This is a genomic window from Nocardioides eburneiflavus (assembly GCF_004785795.1).
Lineage (GTDB): Bacteria > Actinomycetota > Actinomycetes > Propionibacteriales > Nocardioidaceae > Nocardioides > Nocardioides eburneiflavus.
The window spans coordinates 4221381-4233574 of record NZ_SRRO01000001.1 but is presented as its reverse complement, the minus strand read 5'-3'; the positions used below and the strand labels follow the sequence as shown (position 1 = coordinate 4233574).

At 71.2% G+C, this 12194-nt stretch carries 11 protein-coding genes; 4 read left to right on the top strand and 7 right to left on the bottom strand.

What is annotated here, in order from left to right; translation table 11 throughout:
- The first annotated feature begins 1 nt into the window (after position 1).
- From EXE59_RS19855 to EXE59_RS19840, 4 genes are read left to right on the top strand one after another with little or no spacing between them, the layout of a single operon-like run.
- Positions 2–1216, top strand: a complete 1215-nt coding sequence (locus EXE59_RS19855) for a phosphoglycerate kinase (protein WP_135840440.1) — start codon at positions 2–4, stop codon at positions 1214–1216.
- 5 nt (positions 1217–1221) lie between these two features.
- Positions 1222–2025, top strand: coding sequence for a triose-phosphate isomerase (tpiA, locus tag EXE59_RS19850; RefSeq protein WP_135840439.1), 804 nt, complete (start codon positions 1222–1224; stop codon positions 2023–2025).
- A gap of 43 nt (positions 2026–2068) precedes the next feature.
- Positions 2069–2308 carry a preprotein translocase subunit SecG gene (gene secG, locus EXE59_RS19845; RefSeq protein ID WP_135840438.1) on the top strand — a complete coding sequence of 80 codons (240 nt, stop codon included), beginning with the start codon at positions 2069–2071 and terminating at the stop codon, positions 2306–2308.
- 34 nt (positions 2309–2342) lie between these two features.
- Complete coding sequence (locus EXE59_RS19840; RefSeq protein WP_129454445.1) at positions 2343–2702, top strand: RNA polymerase-binding protein RbpA; 360 nt, start codon at positions 2343–2345, stop codon at positions 2700–2702.
- 55 nt (positions 2703–2757) lie between these two features.
- On the opposite strand, the gene EXE59_RS19835 is transcribed toward EXE59_RS19840, so the two are convergent.
- The 7 genes from EXE59_RS19835 to tkt form a co-directional block, all read right to left on the bottom strand.
- On the bottom strand, positions 2758–3711 hold the full coding sequence (locus tag EXE59_RS19835; protein WP_135840437.1) for a type IV toxin-antitoxin system AbiEi family antitoxin domain-containing protein: 954 nt from the start codon (positions 3709–3711) through the stop codon (positions 2758–2760).
- A gap of 178 nt (positions 3712–3889) precedes the next feature.
- Positions 3890–4615 (bottom strand): 6-phosphogluconolactonase, encoded by a 726-nt coding sequence (gene pgl / locus EXE59_RS19830; protein ID WP_135840436.1) that lies wholly within the window; start codon positions 4613–4615, stop codon positions 3890–3892.
- On the bottom strand, positions 4612–5529 hold the full coding sequence (locus EXE59_RS19825; protein WP_246056928.1) for a glucose-6-phosphate dehydrogenase assembly protein OpcA: 918 nt from the start codon (positions 5527–5529) through the stop codon (positions 4612–4614). The genes pgl and EXE59_RS19825 overlap by 4 nt, the downstream gene beginning before the upstream one ends.
- Complete coding sequence (zwf, locus tag EXE59_RS19820) at positions 5526–7049, bottom strand: glucose-6-phosphate dehydrogenase (RefSeq protein ID WP_135840435.1); 1524 nt, start codon at positions 7047–7049, stop codon at positions 5526–5528. Before zwf ends, EXE59_RS19825 begins: the two co-directional genes overlap by 4 nt.
- Complete coding sequence (gene pgi / locus EXE59_RS19815; RefSeq protein WP_135840434.1) at positions 7046–8701, bottom strand: glucose-6-phosphate isomerase; 1656 nt, start codon at positions 8699–8701, stop codon at positions 7046–7048. Before pgi ends, zwf begins: the two co-directional genes overlap by 4 nt.
- 7 nt (positions 8702–8708) lie before the next feature.
- Positions 8709–9824 carry a transaldolase gene (gene tal / locus EXE59_RS19810; RefSeq protein ID WP_135840433.1) on the bottom strand — a complete coding sequence of 372 codons (1116 nt, stop codon included), beginning with the start codon at positions 9822–9824 and terminating at the stop codon, positions 8709–8711.
- 40 nt (positions 9825–9864) lie between these two features.
- The gene (gene tkt, locus EXE59_RS19805; protein ID WP_135840432.1) at positions 9865–11994 is read right to left on the bottom strand and encodes a transketolase; all 2130 of its coding nucleotides are present in this window, start codon (positions 11992–11994) and stop codon (positions 9865–9867) included.
- Between the last annotated feature and the right edge of the window lie 200 nt (positions 11995–12194).

Here is a 12194-nt window from a genome sequence, read left to right as displayed (position 1 = left end):
GATGAGCGACACGACCGCAGGCATTGACTCGCTCGGTGACCTGAGGGGCAAGCGCGTGCTGGTCCGCTCGGACCTCAACGTGCCCCTCGACGGCACCCTCATCACCGACGACGGCCGGATCCGCGCGAGCGTCCCCACGATCAAGCAGCTGTCCGACGCGGGCGCCCGGGTGGTCGTCACCGCCCACCTGGGCCGCCCGAAGGGCTCGCCCGACCCGGCGTACTCGCTCCGGCCCGTCTCCGAGCGGCTCGCGGAGCTGCTCGGACGCCCGGTGGCGTTCGCCACCGACACCGTGGGCGCCGGCGCCACGGAGGCCGTGGCCGCGCTCGGGGACGGCGACGTCGCCGTCCTCGAGAACGTCCGCTTCAACGACGGCGAGACCAGCAAGGACGACGCCGTGCGCGGCGCGTTCGCCGACCAGCTCGCCCAGCTCGCCGACGCCTTCGTCTCCGACGGCTTCGGCGTGGTGCACCGCAAGCAGGCGAGCGTCTACGACGTCGCGCTGCGGCTGCCGTCGGCGATGGGCGGCCTGGTGGCCTCCGAGGTCGACGTGCTGCGCCGACTCACCGAGCACCCCGACAGGCCCTACGTCGTCGTCCTCGGCGGGTCGAAGGTCTCCGACAAGCTCGGCGTGATCGACAACCTCATCGACAAGGCCGACAAGCTGCTGATCGGCGGCGGGATGGTCTTCACCTTCCTCAAGGCCCAGGGCCACGAGGTCGGCAAGAGCCTGCTCGAGGCCGACCAGCTCGACACCTGCACCCGCTACCTGACCGAGGCGGCGGACCGGGGCGTCGAGATCGTCCTCCCGACCGACGTCGTGGTCGACACGGCGTTCCCGTCGGGCGACCGCGAGCCCGAGCCCACCGTCGTATGGGCCTCCGAGATCCCGGCCGATGCCCTCGGCCTCGACATCGGCCCCGAGTCGGCTGCTGCGTTCGCTGCGGAGCTCGCCGACGCGCGGACAGTGTTCTGGAACGGGCCGATGGGCGTGTTCGAGGTCGACGCCTTCGCGGGCGGCACCCGTGCCGTCGCCGAGGCCCTCACCAAGGTCGACGGCCTCTCGGTCGTCGGCGGTGGCGACTCGGCCGCGGCCGTGCGCCAGCTGGGCTTCGACGAGGCCGCGTTCGGCCACATCTCCACCGGCGGTGGCGCGTCGCTGGAGTTCCTGGAGGGCAAGGAGCTCCCGGGCATCGCCGTACTGGAGAGGGACTGAACACCATGGCGCGCACACCCCTGATGGCCGGCAACTGGAAGGCCAACCTCAACCACCAGGAAGCGGTGGTGCTGGTCCAGAAGCTCGCCTGGACGCTGTCGGACAAGAAGCACGACTACGGCAAGGTCGAGGTCGTCGTCGTGCCGCCGTTCACCGACCTCAGGTCGGTGCAGACCCTGGTCGACGGCGACCGGTTGTCGATCCGCTACGGCGCCCAGGACGTCTCGGTGCACGACGGCGGCGCCTACACCGGCGAGATCACGGCCGGGATGCTGTCCAAGCTGGGCTGCTCCTACGTCGTCGTCGGCCACAGCGAGCGCCGGATGTACCACAACGAGTCCGACGAGCTGGTCAACGCCAAGGCACACCAGGCACTCCACGCCGGCATGACGCCGATCGTGTGCGTCGGGGAGGGCCTCGACACCCGCCAGGCCGGCGAGCACGTCTCGTTCACGCTCTCGCAGGTCGACGGTTCGCTCGACGGCTTCACCGCCGAGCAGGTCGCGGGCCTCGTGGTCGCGTACGAGCCCGTGTGGGCCATCGGCACCGGCGAGGTGGCGACCCCCGACGACGCGCAGGAGGTCTGCGCGGCCATCCGCGAGCGCGTGCGCGAGGTGCACGGCGACGGCGCGGCCGACAGCCTCCGGATCCTCTACGGCGGGTCCGTCAAGGCCGCCAACGTGGGCGGGATCATGGAGAAGGCCGACGTCGACGGGTGCCTCGTCGGGGGGGCCAGCCTGCAGGTCGACGAGTTCGGCGGGATCTGCCGCTTCTACTCGTTGCCCGACCTTTCCGGGCCGGTGCCGTGAGGCGCTGGCCGGTTCCCGCGAGACGTGACGTAGGCTTCCGACCGTGATTCTGCTCTTCACCATCCTGCTCGTCACCACGAGCGCGATTCAGATCCTGCTGGTCCTCCTCCACAAGGGGCGAGGTGGCGGCTTGTCCGACATGTTCGGCGGCGGCGTGTCCAGCAGCCTGGGGGGATCGTCGGTGGCTGAGCGCAACCTGGACCGCTTCACGGTCGGGGTCGGCGTCATCTGGTTTGCCTGCATCATCGCCCTGGGCCTGCTCATGGCCTACCAGGGCAACTGATCATCCCCCTGAGCGTTTCTGAGAAGGAGTCGTCATGGCTGGTGCTGGTAACGCGATCCGCGGAAGCCGGGTCGGAGCCGGTCCGATGGGTGAGGCGGAGCGCGGTGATGCCGCGCCGCGGCAGACCGTCACCTACTTCTGCAGCCATGACCACCGCTCGGTGGTGACCTTCGCGATCGAGGCCGCCGTGCCCGACTCGTGGGACTGCCCGAAGTGCGGCCTCCCCGCCAGCCTCGACAGCGAGAACCCTCCGCCCGCGCCGAAGATCGAGCCCTACAAGACGCACCTCGCCTACGTGAAGGAGCGTCGCAGCGAGACCGAGGCCGCCGACATCCTCGACGAGGCCGTCGCCCTCCTGCGCAGCCGCCGCAAGGCCGGCGAGATCATCTTCTGACCCCGCCGAGTGGGCGCGTCCTGACGCGCAGGTCCCGCCGAGTGGGCGCGTCCTGTCATGCAGCAGGGCGGTGACGGGCGCGGCGCACGCCGTCGAAGATGATCTCGTCAAGGCGAGAATTGCGGCAGTAGACGTCCGCCGTCCAGACCGGTTCGAGGATCCAGTCGGCATCCTCGTGCAACCACGTGAAGCGCGTCTCGTCGTCCTTCTCGCGCTCACCCGTGTGCCATTCGAGGCCCTGGAACTCGACCCCGAAGCGGAGTCCAGCGTTGCCGACGTCCACGAAGGCCAGCCGGCCGTCGCACCTCACCTCGACCTGTGGCTCCGGCGGCGGCACCGGCAGGTGTTTCCAGCGCCAGCGCACGACCGTCTCCCCACCGGACTGCGCCCGCCCGTCGGTGTGCGGGGCCACGTGACGAAGCGTCCTCACCCAACGCATGCCATCGAAGCGCCCGACCTCCGCCACGAGCTCCTCGACGCTGAACGCACCCAGTCGGTGGAGGGCGTCCAAGGCCGTCAGGGCCGGCTCGGGCCAGCGCTGGCGACCCAGGTCGAGCGCCGTCCGGAGTGGCGTCGTCATCCTGATGCCGCCGACGACGGTCAGGTCGCTGTCGCGGAAGGTGCGCTCGCCACTCTCGACCAGCTTGTTGCGGAGCCGGCCGCGCCCGTGGGGCAGGAACATGGCGATCGGCTGGGCCTCCAGGTGCTCATTGGGATGCAGCACCATGGTGGCGCCCTGGGCCCAACCCGCATGGCGGTCGACCACGATCGCGTCCGGTGGCGTGACGAGTGCCAAGCAGGCGAGCCTATGGGCCGTGTCGTCCGGCACCTGCGCGGCGACGTGTACGCCCTTGATCGGCGCGCGCAGGAGACCCTGCCTGGTGAGGAGGGTCAGCTCGCGCGGCGTGACGCCGGCGCGCACCGCGTCCTGGGTGGTGAAGGGCCCGTCGAGCGGCAAGGGGAAGGTGTCGTCGAGGTGGGGCAGCTGGAGCCATCGTGTAGTCCGCATGGCCTGACTGATTCCCCGTGTGCGTCCGCGCCACCCGTGGCGTGCCATCACCTGTGGACAAGTACGCCGGGGGCTGCCGTACGGGCTGAGGATGCGCCGACTCGGCGTGGCGCTGGCGTCAGGATGCGCCGACTCGGCGTGGCGCTGGCGTCAGGACGCGCCTACTCGGCGCGCGTGGTCAGAGGGCGGAGGCGGCTGCCTCGTCGAGCCACCAGACGGTCTCGTCACCGCGTACGCCGCGGGCGGGCGTCTCGGCCACGGTGCCGTCCTCCGCGAGCGCACGCGCGACCGCCTCGGCCTTGCCCTCGCCGCTCGCGATGAACCAGACGGCACGGCAGCGCTCCATCGCCTCGAAGGTGAGGCTCACCCTGTCCGGCGGCGGCTTGGGGGAGTCGTGCACCGCGACGGCGATCGCGTCACGGGCGTCGAGGGCAGGGTGGCCGGGGAAGAGCGAGGCGCAGTGGCCGTCGGGGCCGATGCCGAGCATCAGTACTTCGAAGAACCCGGCGCCCTCCTCGCGCATCGCCGTGCCGTACGCCTCGGCTGCGTCCTCGGCCGTCGCGACCTTGTCGCTGGCGGGCACCTCGTGGACGTTGGCCGGGTCGACCGGGACGTGGTCGAGCAGGGACGCACGTGCCTGGCCCGCGTTGCGGTCGGGGGAATCGGCCGGCACGAAGCGCTCGTCGCCCCACCAGAACGCCACGCGTGACCAGTCGACCGACGAGTCCGCGGCCCGCCGGGCGAGCTCGCGGTGGAGCTCCTCGGCGATCGAGCCGCCGGTGAGCCCGATGTGCGGGACCTCGCCGCGTGCCTGGGCGGCCTCGATCCGGTCGAGCAGCGCCGAGGCGACGTCGCCGACGAGGACGTCGGCGTCGTCGTGGCGCCGGATCTCGGGGGCGTTCACCTCGCGCTCCTCAGCTTGACGAGCCGCGCCGCCACCCGGGCGTACACGTCGTCCTCGTCGAGGCGGCGCAGCTCCTCCGAGAGCAGGGCCGGTACCTCGCGGCGCTTGAGCGCGACGGGCCGGTCGGGCCGGTGGGGCGAGGAGAAGGTCGCCAGTCGTCCGTCTGCGCGCGAGATCCGGATGGCGCCCTCCTTGGTGTCCATGCTGACCTCCGTGATGCCGGGCCCGTCCGAGCTGCCCCGGGCCACGTCGACCTTGAGCCGGTCGGTGAGCCATGCCACGAGCAGGTCCGCGCTCGGGCTCGTCCGCTCGGCGACGACCCGCGCCCCGGTGACCTTGAGCGGGTGCTGGTCGAGGGCGGCGGCCAGCAGCGCCCGCCACGGCGTGAGCCGGGTCCAGCTGAGGTCGGTGTTGCCGGGGGCGTACACCTCGCACTGGTTGAGCATCGCGGTGGACTTCCCGCGGGAGACGGCGGCGGAGTCGGTGATGCGGCGCTGGGCGAGGGCGCCGAGCGGGTCGGCGGCCGGGTCGGCCGGGGCCGAGGTCGGCCACCAGATGGCGACGGGGGAGTCGGGGAGCAGCAGGGGCAGCACGACGGACTCGGCGTGCTTGACGACCTCGCCCTTGAGCCGGATGAGGGCCGTCTCGCCGCCCCAGCCGTCGCCGCTGCCGACCTGTGCGTTGACCTGGGCGGACCCGCGGGCGTCGCCCAGGATCACGCCGAGCACCCGCGAGGGGTGCTCGCGCGAGGCCCGCTTGGCCGCGGCCATCGCCTCGGCGGCGTCGTCCTCGGGGGCGACGATGATCAGCGTCATCACCATCCCCATCGCGGGACTGCCGGCGCGGGTGCGCGCCTGCACGAACTCCGCGGCGATCTTGGACGAGTTGGTGTCGGTGAGCTCGATCATCGTCATGGCCTCCTCCACGTGCGGCCGTCGCGGGCCAGCATCCTGTCGGCGGACGCGGGTCCCCACGTGCCGGAGTCGTACGCCTCCGGCTTGCCCTTCCTGGCCCAGTGGGCGATCACCGGGTCGAGGATCTTCCAGGACAGCTCGACCTCCTCGTGCCGCGGGAACAGCGGGGGGTCGCCCAGCAGCACGTCGAGGATGAGCCGCTCGTAGGCCTCGGCACTGGCCTCGGTGAACGAGCCGCCGTAGGCGAAGTCCATGTTGACGTCGCGGATCTCCATCGCGGTGCCCGGCACCTTCGACCCGAACCGCATCGTCATGCCCTCGTCGGGCTGGACGCGGATGACGAGCGCGTTCTGGGTCAGGTCCTCGGTCGAGGTCTGGCTGAACGGCAGGTGCGGCGCGCGCTTGAAGACGACGGCGACCTCGGTGACACGGCGACCGAGGCGCTTGCCGGTGCGGAGGTAGAACGGGACGCCAGCCCAGCGTCGGGTCTCGACGTGCACGGTGATGGCGGCGAAGGTCTCGGTGGTGGAGGTCTTCTTGATGCCCTCCTCGTCGAGGAACCCGTTGACCTTCTCGCCGCCGGCCCAGCCGGCGGCGTACTGACCGCGGGCGGTGGTGGTGTCGAGCCGCGGCGGCAGGATCGTCGAGGCGAGGACCTTCTGCTTCTCGATGCGCAGGCTCTCGGCGTCGAAGGAGATGGGCTCCTCCATCGCCACCAGCGCCATCAGCTGGAGCAGGTGGTTCTGGATGACGTCGCGCGCCGCGCCGATGCCGTCGTAGTAGCCCGCGCGGCCGCCGATGCCGATGTCCTCGGCCATCGTGATCTGCACGTGGTCGACGTAGTTGGCGTTCCAGATCGGCTCGAACATGTTGTTGGCGAACCGCATCGCGAGGATGTTCTGGACGGTCTCCTTGCCCAGGTAGTGGTCGATGCGGAACACCGAGCCCGAGGGGAAGACGCCCGCGAGGGTCTCGTTGAGCTCGCGGGCCGACTCCAGGTCGTGGCCGAACGGCTTCTCCACGACGACGCGACGCCACTGGTCGGGACCGGGGTCGGCGAGCCCGTGCTCCTTGAGCTGGCCGACGACCGTGCCGAAGAAGGACGGCGGGATCGCGAGGTAGAAGGCCATGTTGCCGCCGGTGCCGCGCAGCTGGTCGAGCTCCTCGACGGTGCGGCGCAGCTGGTCGAAGGCGGCGTCGTCGTCGAAGTCGCCCGGCACGAAGCGGAAGCCCTCGGCGAGCTGGCGCCACACTTCCTCGCGGAAGGGCGTACGCGCGTGCTGCTTCACCGCGTCGTGCACGATCTGCGCGAAGTCCTGGTCGGCCCAGTCGCGACGCGCGAAGCCCACCAGGCTGAAGCCGGGCGGCAGCAGGCCCCGGTTGGCGAGGTCGTAGATGGCCGGCATGACCTTCTTGCGCGACAGGTCGCCCGTCACTCCGAACAGCACCATCCCGCACGGGCCGGCGATGCGGGGCAGCCGGCGGTCCTGGGGGTCGCGCAGCGGATTGGTCCAGGTCATCGTGCTCGGTTCTCCCGGTAGTAGGCGATGAGGGACTGCGTGGAGGGGTCCTGCTCGGCAGCGACGGCGGCGTCGCCCGTCACGGCCGGACCGATCTCCTGCGCGAGGACCTTGCCGAGCTCGACGCCCCACTGGTCGAAGCTGTCGATGCCCCACACCGCGCCCTGGACGAAGGTGATGTGCTCGTAGAGCGCCACCAGCTGGCCGAGCACCGACGGCGTCAGCGCGGGCGCCATGATCGAGGTCGTGGGCCGGTTGCCGGGGAAGGTCCGCGCGGACACCAGCTCCTCGGCGACCCCCTCCGCGCGCACCTCGTCGGCGGTGCTGCCGAACGCCAGGGCCTTGGTCTGGGCGAAGAAGTTGGCGAGGAAGAGCTCGTGGACGTCGGTGTCTCCGTCCTTGAGCTCGTACGCCGGCTGCGCGAAGGCGATGAAGTCGGCGGGCACCAGGCGGGTTCCCTGGTGGATCAGCTGGTAGAACGCGTGCTGCCCGTTGGTGCCCGGCTCCCCCCAGAACACCTCGCCGGTGTCGTACGTGACGGCCTCGCCGTCCCACCGCACGCTCTTGCCGTTGGACTCCATCGTGAGCTGCTGGAGGTAGGCGGGGAACCGGTGCAGCAGCTGCGCGTAGGGCAGGACCGCGTGGGTGTGAGCGCCGAGGAAGTTGACGTACCAGACGTTGAGCAGGCCCATCCGGAGCGGCACGTTGGAGGCGGGAGGAGCGGTGCGGAAGTGCTCGTCCATCGTGTGGAAGCCGGCGAGCAGGTCGGCGAAGTGCTCCGGTCCGATCGCCACCATCAGGGACAGGCCGATGGCGGAGTCCATCGAGTAGCGGCCACCGACCCAGTCCCAGAAGCCGAACGCGTTGTCGGGGTCGATGCCGAAGTCAGCGACCTTGTCGAGAGCGGTCGACACCGCGACGAAGTGCTGCGCCACCGCGGCAGCGGGGTCGGCGCCCGCGGGGAGCCGGTCCAGCAGCCACGCGCGGCACAGGCGCGCGTTGGTCAGGGTCTCGAGGGTGCCGAAGGTCTTGCTCGAGACGATGAAGAGCGTCGTCTCGGGGTCGAGGCCGGACAGCGTCTGCCCGGCGTCGGTCGGATCGATGTTGCTGATGAACCGGCAGGACAGGCCCTCCTGCCGGTAGGGCTCCAGCGCCTCGTAGGCCATGACGGGGCCGAGGTCGGAGCCGCCGATGCCGATGTTGACGACCGTCTCGATCCGCTTGCCCGTCACGCCGGTCCAGTCACCCGAGCGCACCCGCTCGGCGAAGGCGTACGCCCGGCCGAGCACCTCGTGCACGTCGGCCACCACGTCCTGCCCGTCGACCGTCAGCGACGCGTCGGCGGGCAGCCGCAGCGCCGTGTGGAGCACGGCGCGGTCCTCGGTGACGTTGATCCGCTCGCCGGCGAGCATCGCATCGCGTCGGGCCAGCACACCCACCTCCTCCGCCAGCCGCAGCAGGGTGGTGTCGATCCCGTCGTCGAACAGGTTCTTCGACAGGTCGACGTGCAGGTCGCCCGCACGCAGGGTCTGGTGCTCGACCCACGACTGCGTGAGGGACGTGCGCAGGTCCGGCTCGTACGTCTCGGCGAGCCCGGCGAGCCGGGCCCACGCCGCAGTCGTGGTCGGGTCGGCCGGGTCCGGGGCCGTCATCGGGTGCTCATGCCCGCGCGGCCTCGAGCGAGGCGCCCAGCGTCTTCTGGAGCTCGTCCCACGCGACGACGAACTTGTCGACGCCCTCCGCGATCAGCACGGCGATCACGTCGTCGTAGTCGATGCCGGCCTCGGCCAGCGCCTGCATGTGGGCAGCGGCGTCGTCGTAGAAGGGACGGACCCGGTCGCCACGCACCTCGCCGTGGTCGGCGACCGCGTCGAGGGTCTTCTCCGGCATGGTGTTGACCGTGTTCTCGACGACCAGGTCCACGACGTACATCGTGTCGTCGTAGTCGGGGTTCTTGACACCGGTCGAGGCCCACAGCGGACGCTGCTTGCGGGCGCCTTTGGCCTCGAGGGCCTCCCAGCGCCCGCCGCTGAAGAACTCCTCGTACATCTGGAAGGCCAGCCGCGCGTTGGCGACGCCGGCCTTGCCGCGCAGGGCGGGGTCCGTGCCGGGGCCCTCGGTCGTCGCCTCGAGCCGCTTGTCGATCTCGGTGTCGACCCGGGAGACGAAGAACGAGGCCACCGAGTGGATGTCGGCGAGCTCGTGGCCGTTGTCGGCCGCCTGCTCGAGGCCCGAGACGTACGCCTCCATGACGTTGCGGTACTGCTCGAGGCCGAAGATCAGCGTGACGTTGACGGAGATCCCGGCTGCGATCGTCTCGGTGATGGCCGGCCAGCCGGCCTCGGTGCCCGGGATCTTGATCATCACGTTGGGCTCGCCGACGGTCTTGTGGAGCTCGGCGGCCTCGGTCACGGTCTGGCCGGTGTCGTGGGCCAGGCCGGGGGAGACCTCGATCGAGACGCGGCCGTCGACGCCGTCGGTGGCGTCGAAGACCGGGCGCATGACCCGGCAGGCCTCGCGCACGTCGTCGGTGGTGATCACCAGGGTCGCGCGGTCGACGTCGGCGCCGTCGGCCGCGAGCTCACGGACCTGGGCGTCGTAGCGCTCTCCGTCGGCCAGCGCGGCCTGGAAGATCGCCGGGTTGGACGTGACGCCGACGACGTTGCTGCTCTCCACGAGGTCGGCGAGGTTGCCGGTCTCGAGGCGCTCGCGCGACAGGTCGTCGAGCCAGATGGACACCCCGGCGTCGGCCAGGGCCTTGAGGCGGTCGTTCATGGGGTTCCTCCCGTGGGTGGGTCTGGACGGTCGGGGTCGGTCAGGCGTTGACGACGGCCACGCTGTCGCGCGCGGCGTCGGCGACGGCCTGGGCGGTGATGCCGACCTCGGTGTAGATCCGGGCGTAGTCGGCCGACGCGCCGTAGTGGTCGATCGAGATGATCCGGCCGTTGTCGCCGACGACCTCGCGCCAGCCCTGCTTGACGCCTGCCTCGACGGAGACGCGCGACTTCACCGTGGGCGGCAGGACCGTGTCGCGGTAGGACTCGTCCTGCTCCTCGAACCACTCCAGGCAGGGCATCGACACCACGCGGGCGTCGATCCCGTCCTCCGCGAGCAGCGCACGCGCCTCGACGGCGAGCTGGACCTCCGAGCCGGTGCCGATGAGGATCACGTCGGGCGTGCCCTTGTCGGCGTCGAGCAGCACGTAGGCACCCCGGGCCACGCCCTCGGTCGAGCCCCACTGCTGTCCGGTGTCGGCGTCGTCGCCGCGCGGGAAGACCGGCACGTTCTGCCGGGTCAGGGCCAGCGCGGCCGGTGTGTCGGTGCGCTCCAGGATGGCCTGCCAGGCGGCGACGGTCTCGTTGGCGTCCGCCGGGCGTACGACGTCGAGGCCGGGCATGGCACGCAGCGCCGCCAGGTGCTCGATCGGCTGGTGCGTCGGGCCGTCCTCGCCGAGGCCGATGGAGTCATGGGTCCACACGTAGGTGACCGGCAGCTTGCTGAGCGCGGCCACCCGGACCGAGCCGCGCATGTAGTCGGAGAAGGTGAGGAACGTGCCCCCGAAGACCCGGGTGAGCCGGTCGGCCGCGATGCCGTTCATGATCGCGCCCATGCCGTGCTCCCGGATGCCGAAGTGGAGGACGCGGCCGGCGTAGGGGTCGGTGCTCCACTCGCCGATCTTGGCGACCTCCGGACCGACGGACGGAGCGCTGGTGATCGTCGTGTTGTTGGAGCCGGCGAGGTCGGCGGAGCCGCCCCACAGCTCGGGAAGAACGGGCGCGAGGGCGTTGATGACCTTGCCGGAGGCGGACCGGGTGGCGACGCCCTTGGCGTCGGCGGGGAAGGTCGGCAGCGCGTCGCCGAGCCCCACGGGCATCTCCCGGCGCTTGAGCCGGTGCAGCAGCTCGGCGGACTCCGGGTGCGCCTCGGCCCAGGCGGCGTACTTCTCGTCCCACTCCGCGCTCCACGCGGAGCCGCGCTCGCGCAGCCCGCGGGTGTGCTCGAGCACGCCCGGCGGCACCTCGAAGGTCTGGGCGGGGTCGAAGCCGAGGATCTTCTTGGTGGCGGCGACCTCGTCGGCGCCGAGTGCGCTGCCGTGTGCGGCCTCGGTGCCCTGGGCGTTGGGTGCGGGCCACGCGATGACCGTGTCGAGGACGATCAGCGAGGGCTTGTCGTCCACGCCACGGGCCTCGCGGATGGCGGAGTAGAGGGCCGGGACGTCCTCGACGTACTCGGTACCGCCGTTGGTCCAGTCGACCGTCTGGACGTGCCAGCCGTACGCCTCGTAGCGGGCTGCGACGTCCTCGGTGAAGGCGATGTCGGTGTCGCCCTCGATCGAGATCTGGTTGCGGTCGTAGATGAGGGTGAGGTTGCCGAGCCTCTGGGTGCCCGCGATCGAGCTCGCCTCGGAGCTGACGCCCTCCTGGAGGTCGCCGTCGGAGGCCAGGACGTAGACCTGGTGGTCGAACAGGCCCTCGCCGGCGGCGGCGTCCGGGTCGAGCATGCCGTGCACGCGTCGCGCCGACAGGGCCATGCCGACGGCGTTGCCGACGCCCTGGCCGAGCGGACCGGTGGTCACCTCGACACCGGCGGTGTGCCCGAGCTCGGGGTGGCCGGGGGTCTTGGAGCCCCAGGTGCGCAGCGCCTTGAGGTCGTCGAGCTCGAGGCCGAAGCCGCCCAGGTAGAGCTGGGTGTACAGGGTGATGCTGGAGTGGCCGCAGGACAGTACGAACCGGTCGCGAGCGATCCACTCCGGGTCGGCCGGGTCGTGACGCATGACCTTCTGGAAGAGCAGGTACGCCGCCGGGGCGAGGCTCATCGCCGTGCCGGGGTGGCCGTTGCCGACCTTCTGGACCGCGTCCATCGCGAGTACCCGGGCCGTGTCGACGGCTCGCTCGTCGATGTCGTCCCACTCGAGGGTGGCGGGCAGGGCGGACTTCTTGGTCAACGCAGTTCCTCTCGGTGGAGTGCAACCGGGTGCGGTCAGGATCACAGCCCAGCAGGGGTGGCCTCGACTGCGACCCTATCGTCGTGGCCGAGTAGACTCGACCGTGCCCGAAGGTCGTCCCGGACGCCGGACCGTCGGCTGTTCGTCCCATCGGTTCCCCGCTGTCCGCATCCCATCCGTCCCCGTCCCCGAGGTCTTCC